At 34.2% G+C, this 25,452-nt stretch carries 20 protein-coding genes; all 20 read left to right on the forward strand.

All coding sequences use genetic code 11. The features are described 5' to 3' along the window. Window positions 1–82: 82 nt before the first annotated feature. Window positions 83–2,152 (forward strand): type I DNA topoisomerase, encoded by a 2,070-nt coding sequence (gene topA / locus ACA31_RS03660; RefSeq protein WP_057512022.1) that lies wholly within the window; start codon window positions 83–85, stop codon window positions 2,150–2,152. Between the two features lie 158 nt (window positions 2,153–2,310). After that, window positions 2,311–3,618 (forward strand): FADH(2)-oxidizing methylenetetrahydrofolate--tRNA-(uracil(54)-C(5))-methyltransferase TrmFO, encoded by a 1,308-nt coding sequence (gene trmFO, locus ACA31_RS03665; RefSeq protein ID WP_057512023.1) that lies wholly within the window; start codon window positions 2,311–2,313, stop codon window positions 3,616–3,618. Window positions 3,619–3,736: 118 nt separating this feature from the next. Next, window positions 3,737–4,627 carry a tyrosine recombinase XerC gene (gene xerC / locus ACA31_RS03670; RefSeq protein WP_057512024.1) on the forward strand — a complete coding sequence of 297 codons (891 nt, stop codon included), beginning with the start codon at window positions 3,737–3,739 and terminating at the stop codon, window positions 4,625–4,627. A 3-nt stretch (window positions 4,628–4,630) separates the two neighbouring features. Beyond that, entirely contained in the window at window positions 4,631–5,173 is a 543-nt protein-coding gene (hslV, locus tag ACA31_RS03675; RefSeq protein WP_002507861.1) for an ATP-dependent protease subunit HslV, read from the forward strand. A 132-nt stretch (window positions 5,174–5,305) separates the two neighbouring features. Continuing rightward, entirely contained in the window at window positions 5,306–6,721 is a 1,416-nt protein-coding gene (gene hslU / locus ACA31_RS03680; protein WP_057512025.1) for an ATP-dependent protease ATPase subunit HslU, read from the forward strand. Between the two features lie 23 nt (window positions 6,722–6,744). Further along, a complete protein-coding gene (gene codY, locus ACA31_RS03685; protein WP_057512026.1) occupies window positions 6,745–7,518 on the forward strand; it encodes a GTP-sensing pleiotropic transcriptional regulator CodY in 774 nt (257 codons plus the stop codon). A 251-nt stretch (window positions 7,519–7,769) separates the two neighbouring features. Beyond that, on the forward strand, window positions 7,770–8,558 hold the full coding sequence (gene rpsB / locus ACA31_RS03690; protein ID WP_002507858.1) for a 30S ribosomal protein S2: 789 nt from the start codon (window positions 7,770–7,772) through the stop codon (window positions 8,556–8,558). 94 nt (window positions 8,559–8,652) lie between these two features. Beyond that, the gene (tsf, locus tag ACA31_RS03695) at window positions 8,653–9,531 is read left to right on the forward strand and encodes a translation elongation factor Ts (protein ID WP_057512027.1); all 879 of its coding nucleotides are present in this window, start codon (window positions 8,653–8,655) and stop codon (window positions 9,529–9,531) included. Between the two features lie 132 nt (window positions 9,532–9,663). Further along, on the forward strand, window positions 9,664–10,386 hold the full coding sequence (gene pyrH / locus ACA31_RS03700) for a UMP kinase (RefSeq protein ID WP_021338738.1): 723 nt from the start codon (window positions 9,664–9,666) through the stop codon (window positions 10,384–10,386). Window positions 10,387–10,402: 16 nt separating this feature from the next. Further along, window positions 10,403–10,957 carry a ribosome recycling factor gene (frr, locus tag ACA31_RS03705; protein WP_057512028.1) on the forward strand — a complete coding sequence of 185 codons (555 nt, stop codon included), beginning with the start codon at window positions 10,403–10,405 and terminating at the stop codon, window positions 10,955–10,957. Between the two features lie 233 nt (window positions 10,958–11,190). Continuing rightward, window positions 11,191–11,955, forward strand: a complete 765-nt coding sequence (locus tag ACA31_RS03710) for an isoprenyl transferase (RefSeq protein WP_057512029.1) — start codon at window positions 11,191–11,193, stop codon at window positions 11,953–11,955. A 17-nt stretch (window positions 11,956–11,972) separates the two neighbouring features. Further along, entirely contained in the window at window positions 11,973–12,755 is a 783-nt protein-coding gene (locus ACA31_RS03715) for a phosphatidate cytidylyltransferase (protein WP_057512030.1), read from the forward strand. A 327-nt stretch (window positions 12,756–13,082) separates the two neighbouring features. After that, entirely contained in the window at window positions 13,083–14,369 is a 1,287-nt protein-coding gene (rseP, locus tag ACA31_RS03720; RefSeq protein WP_057512031.1) for an RIP metalloprotease RseP, read from the forward strand. A 19-nt stretch (window positions 14,370–14,388) separates the two neighbouring features. Next, window positions 14,389–16,089 carry a proline--tRNA ligase gene (locus tag ACA31_RS03725; protein ID WP_057512032.1) on the forward strand — a complete coding sequence of 567 codons (1,701 nt, stop codon included), beginning with the start codon at window positions 14,389–14,391 and terminating at the stop codon, window positions 16,087–16,089. A gap of 398 nt (window positions 16,090–16,487) precedes the next feature. Continuing rightward, the gene (locus ACA31_RS03730; RefSeq protein ID WP_057512033.1) at window positions 16,488–20,804 is read left to right on the forward strand and encodes a PolC-type DNA polymerase III; all 4,317 of its coding nucleotides are present in this window, start codon (window positions 16,488–16,490) and stop codon (window positions 20,802–20,804) included. 187 nt (window positions 20,805–20,991) lie between these two features. After that, entirely contained in the window at window positions 20,992–21,459 is a 468-nt protein-coding gene (gene rimP, locus ACA31_RS03735) for a ribosome maturation factor RimP (RefSeq protein WP_057512034.1), read from the forward strand. Window positions 21,460–21,482: 23 nt separating this feature from the next. Further along, complete coding sequence (gene nusA, locus ACA31_RS03740; protein ID WP_057512035.1) at window positions 21,483–22,658, forward strand: transcription termination factor NusA; 1,176 nt, start codon at window positions 21,483–21,485, stop codon at window positions 22,656–22,658. 17 nt (window positions 22,659–22,675) lie between these two features. Beyond that, window positions 22,676–22,960 carry an RNase P modulator RnpM gene (rnpM, locus tag ACA31_RS03745; RefSeq protein ID WP_057512036.1) on the forward strand — a complete coding sequence of 95 codons (285 nt, stop codon included), beginning with the start codon at window positions 22,676–22,678 and terminating at the stop codon, window positions 22,958–22,960. After that, window positions 22,957–23,274: a L7Ae/L30e/S12e/Gadd45 family ribosomal protein gene (locus ACA31_RS03750; protein WP_002507846.1), complete on the forward strand. Its 318-nt coding sequence runs from the start codon at window positions 22,957–22,959 to the stop codon at window positions 23,272–23,274. The genes rnpM and ACA31_RS03750 overlap by 4 nt, the downstream gene beginning before the upstream one ends. A 4-nt stretch (window positions 23,275–23,278) precedes the next feature. Beyond that, the gene (gene infB, locus ACA31_RS03755; protein WP_057512037.1) at window positions 23,279–25,381 is read left to right on the forward strand and encodes a translation initiation factor IF-2; all 2,103 of its coding nucleotides are present in this window, start codon (window positions 23,279–23,281) and stop codon (window positions 25,379–25,381) included. The last annotated feature ends 71 nt before the right edge of the window (window positions 25,382–25,452 follow it).

Here is a 25,452-nt window from a genome sequence, read left to right on the forward strand (position 1 = left end):
TTAAAATTAAAAACATTGACAAAAACAAAATAGACCGTTTATCATTTATCTTTGTAATTAGAAATGCAAGGGGGTAACTACTTTGGCAGAAAATTTAGTCATAGTTGAATCGCCTGCAAAAGCTAAAACCATTGAAAAATATTTAGGTAAAAAATATAAAGTTATCGCATCTATGGGGCATGTTAGAGATTTGCCACGTAGCCAAATGGGCGTAGATGATGAAAATGATTTTGAACCAAAATATATTACGATACGCGGCAAAGGTCCAGTTGTTAAAGAACTTAAAAAACATGCTAAGAAAGCAAAAAAAATATTCTTAGCGAGTGACCCTGACCGTGAAGGTGAGGCAATTGCTTGGCATTTGGCGAACATATTAAATTTAGAAGAATCAGTAGAAAATAGAGTAGTATTTAATGAAATAACAAAAGATGCCGTGAAAGATAGCTTTAAACATCCTAGAGGCATAGAGATGAATCTTGTTGACGCTCAGCAAGCGAGACGTATATTAGACCGTTTAGTTGGTTATAATATTTCGCCAGTATTGTGGAAAAAAGTTAAAAAAGGTTTATCAGCTGGACGTGTCCAATCTGTTGCACTTAGATTAGTTATTGATCGCGAAAATGAAATCAGAGACTTTAAACCAGAAGAATATTGGAAAATTGAAGGCGAATTTAGATATAAGAAATCCAAATTCAATGCCAAATTCCTTCATTTAAAAAACAAGCCATTTAAGTTAACAAGTAAAGATGATGTAGAAAAAATTACAACACAATTAGATGGAGATCAGTTTGAAGTAACAAAAGTTACCAAAAAAGAAAAAACGCGTTATCCAGCTAATCCATTTACAACATCAACATTGCAACAAGAAGCTGCACGAAAATTGAACTTCAAAGCACGAAAAACAATGATGCTAGCGCAACAATTGTACGAAGGTATTGATTTGAAACGACAAGGTACAGTCGGTTTAATCACATATATGCGTACAGATTCAACAAGAGTATCTGATCAAGCTAAAACTGAAGCGAAAAGTTATATTGAAGAAACATATGGTAATAACTATACGTCAAATCGTAAAGCTAAAGGACAACAAGGTGATCAAGATGCCCATGAAGCAATCAGACCATCTGGAACATTGCGTACACCAAATGAAATGAAGAATTATTTAACGCGTGATCAACACAGATTATATAAATTAATCTGGGAACGTTTTGTCGCAAGTCAAATGGCACCTGCGATATTAGATACCGTAGCTATGGATTTAACACAAAATGATTTGAAATTCCGTGCGAATGGACAAACGATTAAGTTTAAAGGGTTCATGACACTATACATTGAAACTAAAGACGACGAAGGAGGCGGTAAAGAAAATAAACTACCTAATATTGAAGAAGGTGAAATGGTTACAGCAACTGACATTGAACCTTCTCAACATTACACGCAACCACCACCGCGTTATACTGAAGCGCGTTTAGTAAAAACAATGGAAGAATTGAAAATTGGTCGACCATCTACGTATGCGCCGACAATAGATACGATACAAAAAAGAAATTATGTAAAAAATGAAAGTAAGCGTTTTGTGCCTACTGAACTAGGTGAAATCGTTCATGAGCAAGTGAAGGATTATTTTCCTGAAATCATTGATGTCGACTTTACTGTAAACATGGAAACGTTATTGGATAAAGTAGCTGAAGGCGAAATTCCATGGAAAAAAGTAATCCGTGATTTTTACAGTAGCTTTAGTCAAGATGTTGAACGTGCAGAAGAAGAAATGGAAAAAATTGAAATTAAAGATGAACCAGCTGGAGAAGATTGCGAACTATGCGGATCTCCAATGGTAATTAAAATGGGACGCTATGGTAAATTCATGGCATGTTCTAACTTCCCAGACTGTCGTAACACGAAAGCTATTATCAAAAAGATTGGCGTGACTTGTCCTAAATGTAAAGAGGGCGATGTCGTTGAACGCAAATCTAAAAAGAACCGTATTTTCTTCGGCTGTTCAAAATATCCTGAGTGTGACTTTGTTACATGGGACAAACCAATAGGACGTGATTGTCCTAAATGTGAACAATATCTAGTTGAGAAAAAACAAGGACGTAAAAGTCAGGTTATTTGCTCGAGCTGTGATTATAAAGAAGAACTACAAAAATAAGCAACCATATCATTTGTTAATTATTGGGTAATGCATATGAACATTACGAATATATTAATAATTCTATAAGCAACTAACGACACATATTTATAATGTAGATGCATATAATTATGATATGACGTCGTAGTTGCTATTTTTAATGTATTGGAGGAAGTTAAATGACTCAAACTGTCAATGTTATAGGGGCTGGTCTAGCTGGCTCGGAAGCAGCATATCAATTAGCTCAAAGAGGAATTAAAGTTAATTTAATAGAGATGAGACCAGTGAAGCAAACACCAGCACATCATACTGATCAATTTGCTGAGTTAGTTTGCTCAAACTCATTACGTGGCAATGCATTAACAAATGCAGTTGGTGTTCTCAAGGAAGAGATGAGACGACTTGATTCACTTATTATTAGTGCAGCAGACAAAGCAAGAGTGCCTGCTGGCGGTGCATTAGCCGTAGATCGACATGATTTTGCTAGTTACGTTACAAAAACTTTAAAAAAACATCCCAATGTAACAGTGTTAAATGAAGAAATCAATAGCATACCTGAAGGTTATACAATCATTGCTACTGGTCCATTAACTACAGAAAAATTGGCTGCTGAAATTGTAGAAGCTACAGGTGAAGATCAATTGTATTTTTATGATGCCGCAGCTCCAATAATTGAAAAAGAAAGTATAGACATGAATAAAGTATATTTGAAATCTCGTTATGATAAAGGTGAGGCAGCGTATCTAAACTGCCCTATGACGGAAGAAGAATTTAATACATTTTATGATGCATTGATGGAAGCAGAAGTAGCACCAGTTAATGAATTTGAGAAAGAAAAATACTTTGAAGGATGTATGCCTTTTGAAGTTATGGCAGAACGGGGACGCAAGACTTTATTGTTTGGTCCTATGAAGCCAGTCGGACTAGAAGATCCAAAGACAGGTGAACGCCCATATGCAGTTGTACAATTGAGGCAAGATGATGCCGCTGGTACATTGTATAATCTTGTAGGTTTTCAAACACATTTAAAATGGGGTGCACAAAAAAGCGTTATTCGTTTAATCCCTGGTTTAGAAAATGTAGAAATCGTAAGATATGGTGTGATGCATCGAAACACATTTATTAATTCGCCAGATGTGTTGACAGATAAGTATGAGTTGATAGGTAGAGAAGAAGTTCATTTTGCTGGCCAAATGACTGGCGTTGAAGGTTATGTTGAAAGTGCAGCAAGTGGCTTAGTTGCAGGCATCAACGTAGCGCATAAAATTAAAGGTAAAGGTGGCGTAATATTTCCAAGAGAAACAATGATTGGAAGTATGGCATATTATATTTCTCATGCTAAAAACGAGAAAAATTTCCAGCCAATGAATGCGAATTTTGGTTTACTGCCAACTATAGAAAAGCGTGTTAAGGATAAAAAAATACGTTATGAAAAACTTGCAGACCGCGCATTATCATATTTAGATAATTATAAGCAAACATTATAAAATATTCGTTAATATAACCATTTCCTAAAATTTTTGTAAGTTTGACTCAATTTAATAGTTATTTTTCGCAGTCCCCTCCATCAATATGCTACAATTCATATTGATGGAGGGGTTTTTATTGGAAGAAATCCAGCAGGCATATTTGTTTATGTTAAAAGTTGAACGACAGTTTTCAGAGCATACTTTAAAGTCATACCACGATGATTTAGAACAGTTTAATGTATTTTTAAATCAAGAATATTTAGAGCTATCTGCATTCGAATACAAAGATGCAAGAAACTATCTAAGTTATTTATATTCGAAAAACTTGAAAAGAACCTCAGTTTCTCGTAAAATTTCTACGCTGAGAAGTTTTTATGAATATTGGATGACGCAAGATGAAAAAGTTATAAATCCATTTATTCAATTAGTGCATCCCAAGAAAGAACAATATTTACCACACTTTTTTTATGAAGAAGAAATGGAAGCTTTATTTGAAACTGTTGAAAAAGACCCAAAAAAAGGTTTGAGAGATAGAGTGATTTTGGAACTTCTCTATGCAACAGGCATAAGGGTTTCGGAGTTAGTCCATATAAGAGCGCATGATTTAGATATGAATTCACCTGGTGTAAAAGTGTTAGGTAAAGGTGGTAAAGAACGCTTTATTCCATTTGGGGAATTTTGCAAACAAAGTATAGAACGATACTTAGAATTATTTAAACCTAAAAGCAAAAGTGATCATAATTATTTATTAGTAAATATGAACGGTGCGCCTATCACAGAGCGTGGCGTTCGTTATGTGTTAAACGATGTTGTAAAACGTACAGCTGGCGTCACGGATATTCATCCACATAAATTAAGACATACATTTGCAACACATATGCTTAATCAAGGGGCTGATTTACGTACTGTTCAATCATTGTTAGGTCATGTGAACTTATCAACTACAGGCCGATACACGCATGTTACAAATGAGCAATTAAAAAAAGTATATTTAAACGCACATCCTCGTGCAAAAAAGGAGAATTAGATTATGAGTACATCTATTCATGCGACAACGATTTTTGCAGTGCAACATAACGGTCATTCAGCAATGGCAGGTGATGGCCAAGTAACGCTTGGTGAACAAGTAATTATGAAACAAACAGCACGAAAGGTTAGACGCTTATACAACGATAAAGTTTTAGCAGGATTTGCAGGAAGCGTAGCAGATGCATTTACATTATTCGAAAAATTCGAAACTAAATTACAACAATTTGGTGGTAATTTAGAAAGAGCCGCAGTTGAATTAGCTCAAGAATGGAGAGGTGACAAACAACTGCGTCAACTAGAAGCAATGTTAATCGTTATGGATGAGGATTCAATACTAGTAGTAAGTGGTACAGGAGAAGTAATCGCACCAGATGATGCTTTAATAGCAATTGGTTCAGGTGGTAATTACGCTTTGAGTGCTGGAAGAGCATTGAAACGTCATGCCACAAACTTAACTGCAGAAGAAATGGCTTATGAAAGTTTAAAAGTTGCATCTGATATTTGTGTGTTTACAAATGATCAAATCGTAGTTGAAAAATTATAAAAGATAAAACTAAAAAAGTACAATGAAAATAAAAATGTATAATTGTAAAAATTTAGGATATAGTAATAATAAATAAATTTACAAATACTTTTTAGAGTAATTGAAATCAAAATTACGGAGGTAATTTATTTTATGGAAACGACTGGCATTAAATTAACACCAAAAGATATCGTTTCAAAATTGAATGAATACATTGTTGGGCAAGATGATGCAAAGCGCAAAGTAGCAATAGCACTAAGAAATAGATATAGACGAAGTCTTTTAGCTGAAGAAGCTAAACAAGAGATTGCACCAAAAAACATTTTGATGATCGGACCCACAGGTGTAGGTAAGACGGAAATAGCAAGAAGAATGGCTAAAGTTGTAGGTGCACCTTTTATAAAGGTAGAAGCTACTAAATTTACAGAAGTAGGTTATGTAGGTCGAGATGTTGAGAGCATGGTAAGAGATTTAGTTGATGTAGCTATTAGACTAGTTAAAGAACAAAAGAAAGCTTTAGTTGAAGAAGAAGCAAAGCAAAAAGCAAATGAAAAATTAGTAAAACTTTTAGTACCTAGTATGAAGCAAAAAGCGAATAATACGAATAACAATGGGAATAATCCCTTAGAATCATTGTTTGGTGGTTCGATGCCAAACTTTGGTCAGAGCAACGATGAAGAAGAGGAAACGCCTACAGATGAAATCAAGACAAAGCGTTCCGAAATTAAACAACAATTATTGAATGGCGTACTAGAAGAAGAAAAAGTAAGATTAAAAGTAGAACAAGACCCAGGCGCTATGGGGATGTTAGGCACAAATCAAAATGAACAAATGCAAGATATGATGAAACAACTCATGCCTAAGAAAAAAGTAGAAAGAGAAGTACCTGTACAAACAGCACGTAAAATATTAACGGATCAATTTGCCGACGAACTGATTGATCAAGAATCAGCAAATCAACAAGCAATTGAACTTGCTGAACAAATGGGGATTATATTTATTGATGAAATCGATAAAGTTGCAACAAACAATCAAAATTCAGGTCAAGATGTGTCTCGACAAGGCGTTCAGAGAGATATTTTACCAATACTTGAAGGTAGCATGGTACAAACGAAATATGGTACTGTTAACACTGAACATATGCTATTTATTGGTGCTGGAGCATTCCACGTGGCTAAACCAAGTGATTTAATTCCTGAGTTGCAAGGTCGTTTCCCAATTCGAGTTGAATTAAAAAATCTTTCAGTAGAAGATTTTGTGCGAATCTTGACTGAACCGAAATTATCACTTATCAAACAATATGAAGCGCTACTTCAAACAGAAGAAGTGATAGTCAACTTTACCGATGACGCGATTAAACGTCTAGCAGAAATTGCGTTCCAGGTAAACCAAGATACTGATAACATTGGCGCACGTCGTTTGCATACTATACTTGAAAAAATGCTAGAAGATTTATCATTTGAAGCACCAAGTATGCCCAATGCGGTTGTAGACATTACGCCACAATATGTTGATGATAAGTTGAAATCAATTTCAACAAATAAAGATTTAAGTGCATTTATTTTATAATATAAATAAAAAGGAGAAGGAATATGAGCTTATTATCGAAAACTAGAGAATTAAATACACTTTTGCAAAAGCACAAAGGTATTGCCGTTGATTTTAAGGATGTAGCACAAACAATAAGTAGTGTAACAGTAACAAATGTATTTATTGTTTCTAGAAAAGGAAAAATTTTAGGATCAAGTTTAAACGAATTGTTGAAAAATGATCGCATTATACAAATGCTTGAAAATAGACACATACCTAAAGAATATACAGATAAATTAATGGATGTTAGAGAGACACAATCTAACATTGATATTGAGAACGTATTATCTGTGTTCCCACCAGAAAACAAAGAATTATTCAAAATTAGTCGAACTACAATTTTTCCAATTTTAGGTGGCGGTGAAAGATTAGGTACTTTGGTACTTGGACGTGTTCAAGAAGATTTCTCTGAGAATGATTTAGTACTTGGCGAATATGCTGCTACAGTCATTGGTATGGAAATTTTACGTGAAAAACATAGTGAAGTTGAACAAGAAGCAAGAGATAAAGCTTCTATTAGCATGGCAATTAATTCTTTATCATATTCTGAAAGTGAAGCAATCGAGCATATCTTTGAAGAATTAGGTGGTAAAGAAGGATTACTTATTGCATCAAAAGTTGCAGATAGAGTAGGTATCACACGTTCAGTTATTGTCAATGCTCTGCGTAAACTTGAAAGTGCTGGTGTTATTGAATCACGTTCTTTAGGAATGAAGGGTACATTTATTAAAGTGAAAAAAGAAAAATTCTTAGATGAGTTAGAAAGAATTAAATAATAAATACGCAAATTAATTTTAAAATATAGCATTAAAAAGAGCGTCTAAATCATAAGACTTTTAGATGTTCTTTTAATGTGTGGAATAGTAGTATGAAAGTATTGCTTTATAAATACAAATATGATATATTTATTCACGGCTATGAAGCCAATACGCACACAAAAAGTGCAAGTATAAAGGGTGCGGTATTTAGTTATCGTGTTTATATGAGCTTTTTGTGGAGGTAATAAACCAATAGGAGGATTTTAATTATGGCAGTAATTTCAATGAAACAATTACTAGAAGCAGGCGTTCACTTTGGTCACCAAACACGTCGTTGGAACCCAAAAATGAAAAGATACATTTTCACTGAAAGAAACGGTATTTACATTATCGATTTACAAAAAACAGTGAAAAAAGTAGAAGAAGCTTATAACTTCATTAAACAAGTATCAGAAGATGGCGGAAAGGTTTTATTCGTTGGTACGAAAAAACAAGCACAAGATTCAGTTAAAGCTGAAGCAGAACGTGCTGGTCAATTCTATGTAAACCAAAGATGGTTAGGCGGAATCTTAACTAACTATAAAACAATTTCTAAACGTATCAAACGCATCTCTGAGATTGAAAAAATGGAAGAAGATGGCTTATTCGAAGTATTACCTAAAAAAGAAGTTGTAGAACTTAAAAAAGAATACGACCGTTTAATCAAATTCTTAGGCGGAATTCGTGATATGAAATCAATGCCTCAAGCATTATTTGTAGTTGATCCTCGTAAAGAGCGCAACGCAATTGCTGAAGCACGCAAATTACACATCCCTATCGTTGGTATTGTGGATACTAACTGTGATCCAGATGAAATTGATTACGTTATCCCAGCAAACGACGATGCTATTCGTGCCGTTAAATTATTAACTGGTAAAATGGCAGATGCAATCTTAGAAGGTCAACAAGGTGTATCTAATGAAGAAGTAGCAGCAGAACAAAATATTGATTTAAAAGAATCAAAAGAAGCTACTGAAGCAGGAACAACTGAAGAAAACACTTCTGTTGAATCAAACTAAGAATAATGTAAAATGGGTGATAAGATATTCAAGCTTATCACCCTTTTTTAAAAATAAATATATTAAAATTCATTAAATAATGGAGGAATATGAAATGGCAATTTCAGCTAAACTTGTAAAAGAATTACGTGAAAAAACTGGTGCAGGTATGATGGACTGTAAAAAAGCGTTAACAGAAACTGATGGTGACATCGACAAAGCTGTTGACTACCTACGTGAAAAAGGTATCGCAAAAGCTGCTAAAAAATCTGACCGTATTGCGGCAGAAGGTCTCGTTCATGTTGAAGAAAAAGGCAATGAAGCAGCAATTGTAGAAATTAATGCAGAAACTGACTTCGTAGCTCGTAACGAAGGTTTCCAAGAATTAGTGAAAGAAATTGCTATTCAAGTATTAGACACAAAAGTTGAAACAGTAGAAGCATTATTAGAAACTACATTAGCTGATGGTAAATCAGTAGACCAACGTGTTAAAGAATCTATCTCAACTATCGGAGAAAAATTAAGTATCCGTCGTTTCGCTATTAGAACAAAATCAGATAATGATGCTTTTGGTTCTTATTTACACATGGGCGGACGTATCGGTGTGTTAACTGTAGTTGAAGGTTCAACTGATGGCCAAGCTGCTAAAGACGTAGCTATGCACATTGCTGCAATCAATCCTAAATATGTTTCATCTGAACAAGTAAGCGAAGATGAAATTAATCACGAAAGAGAAGTTCTAAAACAACAAGCACTAAACGAAGGTAAACCAGAGAAAATTGTAGAAAAAATGGTTGAAGGACGTTTACGTAAATATTTACAAGAAATTTGTGCAGTTGACCAAAACTTTGTAAAAGATCCTGATCAAACAGTTGAAGCTTTCTTGAAATCAAAAGGTGGAAAACTTGTTGACTTCTTACGTTATGAAGTAGGCGAAGGCATGGAAAAACGTGAAGAAAACTTTGCTGACGAAGTAAAAGGGCAAATGAAATAATTTTTCATAGTTAAAACAAGAAAGAAGACACCTTTGTGCTCCGTATGAAAGATTTACTTTTGTATTGGAAGACCTATTGTGTCTTCTTTACTTGTATCAATTACATATTTTTACAATAGAGAGGATAAGACAATGGCTCAAACTTCTAAATACGATCGTGTTGTTTTAAAATTAAGTGGCGAAGCACTAGCAGGTAATGATGGATTTGGAATTAATCCAATTACGATTAAAAGCGTGGCTGAACAAGTAGCCGAAGTTGCGAAGATGGACTGTGAAATTGCAGTTATCGTTGGCGGAGGTAATATTTGGAGAGGTAAAACGGGTAGTGACTTAGGCATGGACCGTGGTACTGCTGATTACATGGGTATGTTAGCTACGGTAATGAATGCTTTAGCGTTACAAGATAGCCTTGAACAATTAGAATGTGACACACGCGTTTTAACTTCAATTGAAATGAAACAAGTTGCAGAACCATACATTCGTCGCCGTGCAATTAGACACTTAGAGAAAAAACGTGTAGTTATTTTTGCAGCGGGAATTGGTAATCCATACTTCTCAACTGATACTACAGCAGCCTTACGTGCGGCTGAAGTTGAAGCCGATGTTATCTTAATGGGTAAAAATAATGTTGATGGCGTTTACTCTGCCGATCCAAAGGTAGACCCTAATGCTATTAAGTATGAACATCTTACTCATATTCAAATGTTGCAAGATGGTTTACAAGTAATGGATTCAACAGCATCTTCATTCTGTATGGATAACAACATTCCGTTGAATGTGTTCTCAATTACTGAAGAAGGTAATATTAAACGTGCGGTAATGGGTGAAAAAATAGGAACAATAATAACAAAATAATTAGAGGTGTATGAGAATGAGCGACGTTATAAATGATACGAAATCAAAAATGCAAAAATCTGTTGACAATCTTTCAAGAGAATTAGCTAATATCAGTGCCGGAAGAGCCAATTCCAATTTATTGAATGGCGTAAATGTTGATTACTATGGTGCACCAACACCAGTTCAACAACTTGCTAGTATCAATGTGCCAGAAGCACGTTTATTAGTGATTGCACCATATGATAAATCGTCTGTCGGCAATATTGAAAAAGCAATCAACGCTGCTAACTTAGGCGTGAACCCTTCAAGTGATGGAGAAGTTATACGTATTGTTATCCCAGCATTAACTGAAGAGCGCCGTAAAGAGCTTGTAAAAGAAGTTAAAAAAATTGGCGAAGATGCGAAAGTAGCAGTTAGAAATGTTCGTCGAGATTCAAATGATGTACTTAAAAAGCAAGAAAAAAATGGCGATATCACTGAAGATGATTTAAAATCACAAGCAGATGATGTACAAAAACTAACTGACAACTCAATTAAAGAAATTGATAAATTATTAGAAGAAAAAGAAAAAGATATAATGTCAGTATAAACATGGTAATGATGATTATACTTCTATTCACTCATTAAGGTATATAATTACTTGTAGTTAGAGCTTGAAGAAGAGGTATATCATATATTTATCTGAACTGTATCAAATCAGACTTTGGTACAGTTTTTTTATTTGTTTATTCAATGCACCTATCTATTATGATAAAATGATAGATAATTGCATCTAGAATCTAATTATAATAAACAGAGATGATCAAGCTCGGAGGAAATACCATGTTTAAAAAGTTAAAAAAGAAGAAAGAAAATCAGTATAAGCAATCCGATATAGATTTGGAAGTACATAATATACCCGAACATGTTGCTATAATTATGGATGGTAATGGTCGTTGGGCAAAACAAAGAAGATTGCCTAGGATAAAAGGTCACTACCAAGGTATGCAAACTGTTAAAAAAATCACTAAAGCAGCTAGTGATATAGGAATTAAATATTTAACATTGTATACTTTCTCTACAGAAAATTGGGCAAGGCCTAAAAATGAAGTGAATTACATCATGAACTTGCCAGTTAACTTTTTAAGAACATTTCTACCAGAGTTGATAGAAAATAATGTTAAAGTAGAGACGATTGGTTTTATTGAGCATTTACCAACATCTACACTTAAAGCGATAGATAAAGCAAAAGAAGAAACAAAGAATAATACGGGCTTAAAATTGGTCTTTGCTATAAATTATGGCGGACGAGCCGAAATAGTCCACAGTGTGAAATCAATTTACGACAAATTGACTGCTGAAGGTTTAACAAGTGAAGCAGTCACTGAAGAAATGATTAATGATCATTTAATGACTCATTGCTACCCTGACCCAGATCTTTTGATTAGAACATCAGGAGAGCAACGTATTAGTAATTTCCTAATCTGGCAAGTATCTTACAGTGAATTTTTATTCAATGAAAAATTATGGCCAGATTTTGATAAAGAAGAATTAATAAACTGTATTAAAATTTATCAATCTCGTCAAAGGCGTTTTGGGGGATTATAAGTAGTTAGGAGAATAGTATGAAAGTTAGAACTTTGACGGCAATCATAGGACTTATCATTTTCCTCCCGGTCTTACTGAAGGGCGGAGTTATATTAATGCTGTTTTCGTATTTATTAGCGTTCATAGCATTAAAAGAATTGCTTAATATGAATATGATTAAGTTTTTATCGGTACCAGGTATCATAAGTGCACTAGGAATTTTAATTATTATGTTACCTCAAGGTGCTGGTAACTGGGTTAATGATTTACAATTAAAGTCATTAATAGCAATGAGTTTTATTTTATTAAGTTATACAGTGCTTTCTAAAAATAGATTTAGTTTTATGGATGCTGCATTTTGTTTAATGACGATTGCGTATGTTGGTATTGGGTTTATGTATCTTTATGAAACAAGATCTGAAGGCTTACACTACATACTATTTGCATTTCTAATCGTATGGTCAACAGATACAGGTGCATATATTTTTGGTCGCTTAATGGGCAAACATAAATTATGGCCTGTGATAAGTCCTAATAAAACAATAGAAGGTTTTGTTGGCGGATTGATTTGTAGTTTAATTATTCCACTTGTTATGATTGTGTTTGTAGACTTTAATATTGCAATGTGGATATTATTAATTGTTACAATCATCTTAAGTATATTTGGACAACTTGGTGATCTTGTTGAGTCAGGTTTCAAACGTCATTTTGGTGTGAAAGACTCAGGTCGTATTTTACCTGGCCATGGTGGTATTTTAGATCGCTTTGACAGTTTTATGTTTGTATTGCCACTATTAAACATCTTGTTAATACAAGCTTAATTATAGATTCAAAGTGATACTATACAATTATATAAACAAAAATAAGGAGTTAATGAAATAAAATAACTGAGTGCTTCAATGCAGTTATTTTATTTCTTAACTCCTTTTCACAAGCAAAAATACTTTGTGTAAGTGCGACTGCAAAATGATAAGTATAATGTAAGTGAGGGAACTGAAGTCGTATTAAAGTTACGTGTGTCACTCAGCATAGTTGTGTTATACTTTTATAATCTAAAGTAAGCAAGTAGTCAAAAGAAAATGAATCATATGAATTAAGATATGAAGTATAAGCAAACAATTTATTTCGAAAATATGAGGTGTAGCAAAGTGAGTTTTCTAGTAACAATTATTTCATTTATAATCGTTTTTGGTGTGCTTGTCACAGTTCATGAGTACGGGCATATGTTTTTTGCAAAACGCGCAGGCATTATGTGTCCGGAATTTGCAATTGGTATGGGACCTAAAATATTTAATTTCAGAAAAAATGAAACGCTATATACGATTCGATTATTACCTGTTGGAGGTTATGTACGCATGGCTGGAGATGGTTTAGAAGAACCACCAGTTCAACCAGGTATGCATGTAAAAATAAAATTAAATGATAAAGATGAAATTACCCACATCATTTTAGATGATCAACACAAATTTCAACAAATTGAAGCAATAGAAGTAAAACAATGTGATTTTAAAGATGGCTTATTTGTTGAAGGTGTAACATCATATAATCAAGAAAGACAACGCTATCCAATTGCTAAGACATCATACTTTGTAGAGAACGGTAGCTTAATTCAAATTGCACCTAGAGATCGTCAATTTACTTATAAAAAACCTTACCAAAAATTCTTAACTTTATTCGCAGGGCCATTGTTTAATTTTTTACTTACATTGGTATTATTTATTGGTCTAGCATATTATCAAGGTACAGCAACAAATTCAGTGGATGAAGTTGTTAAAGATTCACCTGCTGAACAAGCAGGACTTAAATCTGGAGATACGATTGTTAAAGTGGGAAACCATAATATTGATAGTAAAGATGATATCGATAAAGCAGTAAAAGATATTAAAGACAACAAGACAAAATTAGTCGTCGAACGTGATGGAAACAAACAGACTTTTAACATTAAACCTAAAAAAATAGAACAAAAAGTAACGAAAACACATTCAGAAACAAAATATTTATTAGGTTATAGTGCGACGACTGAGCACACTATTTTTAAACCAATTGCAGCGGGTGTGGAACAAACACTTAGTGCAGGTAAAATTATTTTCACTGCAATTGTAAGTATGATTGCGAGCATTTTCACTGGAGAATTCTCATTTGATATGTTGAATGGTCCAGTAGGTATATATCATACTGTCGACTCTGTCGTTAAAACTGGTATAATTAACTTGATTTCATGGACTGCTTTGCTAAGTGTTAACTTAGGATTAATGAATTTACTACCAGTACCAGCGTTAGATGGTGGACGAATTTTATTTGTAATTTATGAAGCAATCTTTAGAAAACCAGTAAATAAAAAAGCAGAAACTACAATTATCGCCATTGGTGCCGTATTTGTATTAATCGTTATGGTATTAGTGACTTGGAACGATATCCAGCGTTATTTCTTATAAGAGGGAGAGAAGTATTTAAATGAAACAATCAAAAGTATTTATACCAACTATGAAAGAAGTGCCAGCTGGTGCCGAGGCATTAAGCCATCGACTATTATTAAAAGCAGGCTTAATCAAACAAAGTACAAGCGGAATTTACAGTTACTTACCAATAGCTGCGAGAGTATTAAATAATATTGAAGCCATTGTTCGTGAAGAGATGGAGCGTATTGATGCCGTTGAAATATTAATGCCAGCATTACAACCATCAGAATTATGGGAAGAATCGGGACGTTGGAATGCATATGGTCCAGAACTTATGCGTTTACAAGACCGTAATGGGCGTCAATTTGCGCTTGGACCAACACACGAAGAAGTTGTGACTTCAATTGTTCGGGATGAATTGAAATCATATAAACAACTGCCAATGACACTTTTCCAAATACAATCTAAATTTAGAGATGAAAAGCGTCCGCGTTTTGGTCTGTTACGCGGTAGAGAATTTATAATGAAAGATGCTTATTCTTTCCATGCTGATGAAGTATCACTAAATGAATCATATGAAGATATGTACCATGCATATGGTCGTATCTTTAATCGTGTAGGCATTAACGCAAGACCTGTTGTTGCCGATTCAGGTGCAATTGGTGGTAGTCATACACATGAGTTTATGGCGTTAAGTGAAATCGGTGAAGACACGATTGTGTACAGTGAGCAAAGTGATTACGCTGCAAATATAGAAAAAGCTGAAGTGGTTTACCATCCCAATAAAAAACATGAAGATATACAACCGTTAATAAAAATTGAAACGCCAAATGTGCATACAGCACAAGATCTTGCGACATTTTTAAATAAACCATTAGACGAAATTACTAAGTCTATGATATTTAATGTCGATGGTGAATTTATATTAGTATTAGTTCGTGGTCATCACGAAATTAACGATATTAAATTAAAAGCTTATTTTGGTACCGACAATGTGAGTTTAGCAACTGAAGATGAAATTATTAATATTTTAGGTGCAAAACCAGGTTCGCTCGGTCCAGTTTTTGATAAAGATATTAAAATTTATGCAGATAATTTCATTCAAGATCTGAATAATATCATCGTTGGTGCGAATGAAGATGGGTATCATCTGTTAAACGCAAATGTCGGTCGTGACTTTGAAGTAGAAGCCTATGGAGATTTTAGATTTATTTTAGAAGGTGAATTATTAGCAGATAGCTCAGACAAAGCACACTTTGCAGAAGGTATTGAAGTAGGCCAAGTCTTTAAACTTGGAACAAAATATTCTGAATCAATGAACGCTACGTTCTTAAATGACCAAGGTAGAGCACAACCATTGTTAATGGGATGCTATGGCATTGGTATTTCAAGAACATTAAGTGCAATCGTTGAACAAAATAACGACGAAAATGGTATTATTTGGCCGAAATCAGTCACACCATTTGAATTACACTTAATTACAATCAATCCTAAAAAAGATGATCAACGTGAATTAGCGGATCAATTATATACACAATTAAAAGAAAATTATGATGTGCTTTATGATGATCGTAAAGAACGTGCTGGTGTGAAATTTAATGATGCTGATTTAATCGGGGTACCAATACGTATTGTTGTAGGTAAAAATGCTGCAGAAGGTATTGTAGAAGTTAAACGTCGCGATACTGGTGACAGTGAAGACGTGCATATTGATAATTTAATCAATTATGTAAATGAATTATATACAAATATATAATTAAAAAGTGAAGACCGTAACAATTTGTTATAATATATAAAGTGAATTGGTAAGTGTTACTTATATAAAATCATAAGGCTGGCACATAAATACGGCATTCCAAATTAGTGAGTGTAAATTAGAGAATGCACAATAGTTTTCTAATTTTTAAATGTGTCTGTCTCAAGCTTTTAAAGAGGGGGGCGGAAATACGAAATCAAATTTTAAAGTTTGGTTTCTGTTCCGCTCCCATTTGTTATTCACAAAAATATGAATTTAAGTTATTAAGTTTAACTATTAGAATTTCACACATACCCGTTATAATATAGAGAATGGAATAATAATATATACACCGTTATTTAATGTAAGTAATCATATACAAGTAAAGCAGTGTAATTAATAGTAAGGTGGTTATCGTCATGGCAATGACAAATCAGGAAAAATTTAAAATCCTAGCTGACCAAATTAAAATAACAAATCATTTGGAACAAGAAATTTTGGAGCAAAGTGAACTAACGCGTGTGGATGTTAAGACAACAGATCGTACATGGGTGTTTCAAATCACATTACCACACTTTCTATCAACAGAAGATTATTTGCTTTTTACAGGTGCAATAACAGAAGAGTTTAAATCAATTGCAAATGTAGAATGTAATATTACAATAAATAATAAATCAAACCAAGATGAATATGCGATAAAGTATTTTAGTCATTGTATCGATCAAACACAACTTTCACCCAAAGTGAAAGGACAATTAAAGCAAAAACGCTTAATTATGTCGGGAGATGTGCTAAAAGTAACTTGTCAAAATGATATTGAAAGAGATCATTTTGATAAAGCGTGTAATGGTAGCTTAGTTAAAGCTTTTCAACAGTGTGGGTTCGATATTAGTAAAATAGTCTTTGAAACGGATAGTATCGGCAACGAAGGTGACTTAGCATCATTAGAAGCACATATTCAAGAAGAAGATGAAAAGAGTGCACGTGAAGCTACTGAAAAATTAGAAAAAATGAAAGCTGAGAAGGCAAAACAACAAGATAATAATGAAAGCTCAGTAACTAAGTGTCAAATTGGTAAACCAATCCAAATCGACAATATTAAACCGATAGATTCTATTATTGAAGAAGAATTTAAAGTAGCAGTTGAAGGTGTTATTTTTGATATTAACTTAAAAGAGTTGAAGAGTGGACGACACATTGTAGAGTTGAAGGTAACTGACTATACAGATTCGCTTGTATTAAAAATGTTCACTCGTAAAAATAAAGATGATTTAGATAACTTTAAAGCATTGAGCGTCGGTAAATGGATTCGCGCACAAGGACGCATAGAAGAAGATTCGTTTGTTCGTGATTTAGTGATGATGATGTCAGATATTGAAGAAATTAAAAAAGCTACTAAGCAAGATAAATCTGAAGAAAAAAGAGTGGAATTCCATTTGCATACGGCAATGAGTCAAATGGATGGGATACCTAATATTTCAGCATACGTCGATCAAGCAGCAAAATGGGGTCATAAAGCAATTGCAGTGACTGACCATAATGGTGTTCAGGCCTTTCCAGACGCCCATGCGGCAGCTGAAAAAAATGGGATTAAAATGATTTATGGAATGGAAGGCATGTTAGTCGACGATGGTGTACCTATTGCATACAAACCTATGGATCGTGATTTGAAAACCGCAACATACGTTGTATTTGACGTTGAGACGACCGGCTTATCCAATCAGTACGATAAAATTATCGAGCTTGCTGCAGTGAAAGTTAAAGACGGAGAAATCATTGATAAGTTTGAACTTTTTAGTAATCCACACGAACGTTTATCCGATGTTATTATTAATTTGACACATATTACGGATGATATGTTAGTTGATGCACCAGAAATTGAAGAAGTACTTACTGAGTTTAAAGCGTGGGTAGGAGACGCTATTTTTGTGGCACATAACGCATCCTTTGATATGGGATTTATTGATACTGGATATGAACATGTCGGTATTGGCGCGTCTACAAACGCTGTAATAGATACACTTGAATTATCAAGAACAATCAATACTGAATACGGCAAACATGGATTGAACTTCTTAGCCAAAAAATACGGTGTAGAGTTAACGCAGCACCATAGAGCAATCTACGATACGGAAGCAACGGCTTATATGTTTATTAAAATGCTTAAACAATTAGAAGAACTCGGTGTTTATAATCACCAAGATATTAATACATCGTTATCAAACGAAGATGCTTATAAACGTGCACGTCCGAACCATGTCACGCTGATTGTTCAAAATCAGAAAGGTCTTAAAAATTTATTCAAGATTGTAAGTGCGTCCTTAGTCCAATATTATTATCGAACACCTAGAATTCCACGTTCACTATTAGATGAATATCGTGAAGGTATTCTCGTGGGTTCTGCATGTGACGAAGGAGAAGTATTTACTGCAGTAATGCAAAAAGACCAATCTCAAGTTGAACGTATTGCTCAATACTATGATTTCATTGAAATTCAACCGCCTGCTTTATATCAAGGATTAATTGATAGAGAACTCATACGTGATAATCAAACATTACATGAAATATATAATCGTTTGATTCGTGCAGGAGAAGTTAATGATATTCCAGTTATAGCTACAGGCAATGCACACTATTTGAATGAACACGATTCGATTGCACGTAAAATATTGATTGCTGCACAACCTGGCAATCCATTAAACCGTTCTACATTGCCAAAGGCACATTTTAGAACTACAGACGAAATGTTAGATGAATTGCACTTCTTGGGTGAAGAAAAAGCTCATGAACTTGTCATTAAAAATACGAATGCGCTAGCAGATCATATAGAGCGTGTTGTTCCAATTAAAGATGAGCTATATACACCAAGAATGGAAGGCGCAAATGAAGAAATTCGAGAAATGAGCTATTCTAATGCAAAAGCCCTCTATGGTGAAGATTTACCGCAAATTGTAATTGATCGTCTTGAAAAAGAATTAGAAAGTATTATAGGTAATGGTTTCTCTGTTATATACCTCATTTCACAACGACTTGTTAAAAAATCTTTAAATGATGGGTATCTCGTTGGTTCACGTGGTTCTGTAGGTTCAAGTTTTGTAGCAACTATGACAGAAATTACAGAAGTTAATCCATTACCACCACATTACATTTGTCCAAAATGTAAAACGAGTGAATTCTTTGATGATGGCTCCGTTGGCTCTGGTTTTGATTTACCAGATAAAAAATGTGGAACTTGTGGCAGTGACCTTATTAAAGAAGGTCAAGATATTCCTTTCGAAACTTTCTTAGGCTTTAAAGGCGATAAAGTACCAGATATTGACTTGAACTTTAGTGGAGAATATCAACCGAATGCACATAATTACACAAAAGAATTATTTGGTGATGATAAAGTCTTCCGTGCTGGAACAATTGGTACAGTCGCAGAGAAAACAGCTTTTGGTTATGTGAAGGGTTATTTAAATGACCAAGGTATCCATAAACGTGGCGCAGAAGTAGACAGACTTGTTAAAGGTTGTACAGGTGTTAAACGTACATCTGGACAACATCCAGGCGGTATTATTGTTGTACCTGATTATATGGATATATATGATTTTACACCCGTACAGTTCCCAGCGGATGATCAGTCTTCATCTTGGATGACAACGCATTTTGATTTCCACTCCATACATGATAACGTTCTGAAGTTAGATATACTTGGACACGATGATCCAACAATGATTCGTATGTTACAAGACTTATCAGGAATAGATCCTAAAACAATTCCAGTAGACGATAAAGAAACGATGGGTATCTTTAGTTCGCCTGAACCTTTAGGTGTTACGCAAGAGGAAATTTTATGTAAAACTGGCACGTTTGGTGTACCAGAATTTGGTACTGGCTTTGTTAGACAAATGTTAGAAGATACAAAACCAACAACATTTTCAGAACTTGTTAGAATATCAGGGTTATCACATGGCACAGATGTATGGTTAGGAAACGCTCAAGATTTAATCCGTTCAGGTAAATGTGATTTGGCGAGCGTAATTTGTTGTCGTGATGATATTATGGTTTATTTAATGTATAACGGTTTAGAGCCGTCACTTGCCTTTAAGACAATGGAATTTGTGCGTAAAGGTAAAGGGTTGACTGATGATATGGTCGAGGCAATGGTAGACAATGAAGTACCTGATTGGTATTTAGATTCATGTAGAAAAATAAAATACATGTTCCCTAAGGCCCATGCCGCAGCTTATGTGTTAATGGCGGTAAGAATTGCTTACTTTAAAGTACATTATCCACTATATTATTATGCAAGTTATTTCACAGTGCGTGCATCTGATTTTGATTTGATTACTATGATTAAAGATAAAGAAGGTATCCGTAATACTGTAAATGATATGTATTCACGTTATATGGATTTAGCTAAAAAAGAAAAAGATACATTAACAGTGCTCGAAATAATGAATGAAATGGCACAACGTGGTTTCCGTATGCAGCCAATCAGTTTAGAAAAAAGTAAATCATTTGAGTTTATTATTGAAGGCGATACATTGATTCCACCATTTATATCTGTTCCAGGTTTGGGTGAAAACGTTGCACAAAGAATTGTAGAAGCTCGAGAAGAAGGGCCATTTTTATCTAAAGAAGATTTAAATAAAAAAGCTGGTTTATCGCAAAAAGTAATAGAATACTTAGATGAATTAGGCTCTTTGCCTAATTTACCTGATAAAGCGCAATTATCAATATTCGATATGTAATGAACGAAAAGACTTAATAAAAAACCGAAAGTATGAATTAACTTGTCATTATAGGCTTTTTACAAATATGTTTATTTGTCTACCAAATAAACATATGATATAATAACAGTGCTTAAAAAATTAGACTCAGGCAGAAAGAGTGGGCATAATACCCACTCTTTTCTATTTGCCAAAACAGGAGGTCAGCATGAGTAAAATAACTGAGCAAGTTGAAGCAATAATTCAACCTGTCCTTGACGACTTAAATTTTGAATTAGTAGAAGTTGAGTTTACAAAAGAAGGAAACGATCATTTTTTAAGAGTATCTATCGATAAAGAAGGTGGCGTAGATTTAAATGATTGTGCGCTTGCTTCTGAAAAAATCAGTGAAGTAATGGACTCAGAAGATCCTATCGAGCAGATGTATTATTTAGATGTTGCCTCACCTGGTGCTGAAAGACCAATTAAAAAAGAAAAAGATTATCACAACGCTGTGACTAAACCCGTATTTGTTTCTTTATATGCTCCAATTGAAGGGGCAAAAGAATGGTTAGGTATATTGCAATCTGTTGATGATGAAACAATAGTAATGCAAGTCAAAGATAAGTCAAGAACAAAACAAGTTGAAATTCCAAGAAGTAAAATCGCTAAAGCACGTCATGCAGTAATGATATAACGTGACGAGGAGGATGATAAATCGTGTCAAGTAATGAATTATTATTAGCTACTGAGTACTTAGAAAAAGAAAAGAAAATTCCTAGAGAAGTATTAATTGATGCTATAGAAGCGGCATTAATCACTGCTTATAAAAAGAACTATGAAAGCGCAAGAAACGTTCGTGTTGAATTAAACATGGATGAAGGTACATTCAATGTTATCGCACGTAAAGAAGTGGTTGAAGAAACATTTGATAATAGAGAAGAAATCGACTTAAGCACGGCCCTAGTAAAAAACCCTGCCTATGAAATTGGTGATATCTACGAAGAAGACGTGACACCAAGTGATTTTGGACGTGTAGGAGCGCAAGCAGCTAAACAAGCTGTTATGCAACGTTTACGTGATGCTGAACGTGAAATACTATACAATGAATTTATCGACAAAGAAGATGATATTGTAACTGGTCTTATTGACAGAGTAGATCATCGTTATGTATATGTGAATTTAGGGCGTACTGAAGCTGTATTGTCTGAAGCAGAAAGAAGCCCAAATGAAAGCTACATTCCAAACGAAAGAATAAGAGTGTATGTGAACAAAGTTGAACAAACTACAAAAGGGCCACAAATTTACGTTTCAAGAAGCCATCCAGGTTTATTAAAGCGTTTGTTTGAACAAGAAGTACCAGAAATCTTTGATGGGACAGTGGTAGTTAAATCTGTAGCTCGCGAAGCTGGCGATCGCTCAAAAATCAGTGTGCACTCAGACAATCATGACATCGATGCAGTAGGTGCTTGTGTAGGTTCTAAAGGTAGTCGCGTTGAAGCTGTTGTTGAAGAACTTGGCGGCGAGAAAATTGATATTGTACAATGGGATGAAGATCCTAAAGTATTTGTGAAAAATGCTTTAAGTCCATCACAAGTATTACAAGTTATTGTTGATAAAGATAATCAATCAACTGTAGTTGTAGTGCCTGATTATCAATTATCATTAGCTATAGGTAAACGCGGACAAAATGCTCGCTTAGCTGCTAAATTAACTGGTTGGAAAATTGATATTAAATCAGAAACAGATGCTAGAGAAGCAGGTGTCTATCCGGCAGATGTTGAAGACACAGAAGATCAACTTTATGATGTTGTTGACGAAGAAGATGTTGATTTGGAAGAAACAGTCAATGAAGTTTCTGAAACAGTAACTCAAGAAGAAGACGCTGAAAAATAACTTGGGGTGAAAACTTTATGAAAAAGAAAAAAATTCCAATGCGTAAATGTATACTTTCAAATGAAATGTATCCTAAGAATGACATGATTAGAGTTGTAATTAATAAAGACGGACAAATTTTTGCTGATGCAAGTGGCAAACAACAAGGCCGTGGCGCTTATGTATCTAAAAATGTTAAATTAGTAGAAGAAGCACAACAAAATGAAACATTAGAAAGATATTTCAAATCTAATGCTGAAACGTTAGAACCTGTTTATAAAGAGATTATACGTCTTATTTATCGTGAAGAGATACCTAAATGACAAAAGAAAAAATAGTGAATTTTTTAGGTTTAGCAATGCGCGCAGGAAAAGTTAAAACAGGGGAATCAGTCATTATAAATGATTTGAAGAATAATAAATTAAAGCTCGTAATCATTGCAACAGATGCTTCTGACAACACAATGAAAGTGATGCAGAACAAATGTGAAAGTTACCATATATCATTACGCATATTTGGAACGAGAGCTGAATTAGGACAAGCTTTAGGTAAAGCAGAACGTGTAAACATTGGAATCACTGATCAAGGCTTTGCTAAAAAGTTATTGTCAATGATTGATGAATATCGTAAGGAGTGACTATATGAGTAAACAAAGAATTTACGAATACGCTAAAGATTTAAAATTAAAGAGTAGAGATATTATCGACGAATTGCAGAAGATGGACGTTGAGGTAACAAGTCATATGCAAACGTTAGAAGATAATCAAATTCACGCATTAGATAAAATTTACAAACCTGAAAAAGCAAAAGAAGCAGAGAAAAAACAACAAAAAGCTGCTCAAAACAAACAACAATCATCAAATAATAAAACAAACAATAATAAACCGAATAATAAAGGTAACCAAAATAATAAAGCAAACAATAATAAACCGAATAACAAAAAGAATAATAAAAAATCAAAACAAATAAAACAAGAAGAACCTAAAGAAATTCCAGAAAAAATCACTTATCAAGAAGGTATCACAGTAGGTGAACTTGCTGAGAAATTAAACGTAGAGTCTTCAGGTATTGTTAAAAAATTATTCTTACTTGGTATTATGGCTAATATTAATCAATCACTAGATGAAGAAACACTAGAGTTAATCGTTGATGATTACGGTGTTGAAGCTGAAAAAGAAATTGTTATTGATGAAGAAGATTTATCAATTTATTTCGATGATGAAATTGAAGATGAAGAAGCTGTTGAACGTCCAGCAGTTGTTACAATCATGGGACACGTTGACCATGGTAAAACAACGTTACTAGATTCTATTCGTCATACAAAAGTAACAGCTGGAGAAGCTGGTGGTATTACACAACATATTGGTGCTTACCAAATTGAAAATGACGGTAAAAAAATTACCTTCTTAGATACTCCAGGTCACGCAGCATTTACGACAATGCGTGCACGTGGTGCACAAGTAACGGATATAACTATTTTAGTTGTAGCAGCAGATGATGGTGTTATGCCTCAAACAATTGAAGCAATCAACCATGCTAAAGAAGCTAATGTACCTACAATTGTTGCTGTTAACAAAATTGATAAACCAACATCCAATCCAGACCGTGTAATGCAAGAACTCACTGAATATGGTCTAGTACCTGAAGATTGGGGTGGCGATACAATCTTTGTTCCACTTTCAGCATTAAGTGGTGATGGCATTGATGATTTAATAGAAATGATTGTACTTACTTCTGAAGTACAAGAATTAAAAGCTAATCCAAGTAAAAAAGCTGTCGGTACAGTAATCGAAGCTGAATTAGATAAATCACGTGGACCTTCAGCCTCATTATTAGTACAAAACGGTACACTTAACGTTGGTGACTCTTTAGTAGTTGGAAATACGTATGGTAGAATTCGTGCGATGGTCAATGACTTAGGCCAACGTATTAAAACTGCAGGACCATCTACACCAGTTGAAATTACTGGTATTCATGATGTGCCAAAAGCAGGCGACCGATTTGTTGTTTTCAAAGATGAAAAACAAGCAAGACGTATTGGCGAATCTCGCCATGAAGCGAACGTAATTCAACAACGTCATGAAAGTAAGAGTGTTTCATTAGATAACTTGTTTGAACAAATGAAACAAGGTGAAATGAAAGATTTAAATGTCATTATTAAAGGTGATGTGCAAGGTTCAGTAGAGGCACTTGCTGCATCTCTAATGAAGATAGACGTTGAAGGCGTTAATGTACGTATTATTCACACAGCTGTGGGTGCAATCAACGAATCTGACGTTACACTAGCTAACGCTTCAAATGGTATTATTATTGGTTTTAACGTTCGTCCTGATACAGGTGCAAAACGTGCTGCTGAAACTGAAGGCGTAGATATGCGTCTACATCGTGTTATTTATAGTGTTATAGAAGAAATTGAATTCGCGATGAAAGGCATGTTAGATCCAGAATTCGAAGAACAAATAATTGGACAAGCAGAAGTTCGTCAAACATTCAAAGTTTCTAAAGTTGGTACAATCGCAGGTAGTTACGTTATTGATGGTAAAATCACGCGTAATGCTGGCGTTCGTGTCATTAGAGACAATATTGTGCAATTCGAGGGTGAATTAGACACACTAAAACGTTTTAAAGATGATGCTAAGGAAGTTGCTAAAGGCTACGAGTGTGGTATCACAGTTGAGAAATACAATGACCTAAAAGAAGGCGACATTATTGAAGCTTTCGAAATGGTTGAAATAAAGAGATAAGTAATTGAAGATTAATCCAATTTAATAAAAAAAGCCTCCAATAATTTGGAGGCTTTTTTTATTGAGTTTAG

The sequence above is a fragment of the Staphylococcus sp. NAM3COL9 genome, assembly GCF_001431205.1.
In the GTDB taxonomy this organism is placed as follows: domain Bacteria; phylum Bacillota; class Bacilli; order Staphylococcales; family Staphylococcaceae; genus Staphylococcus.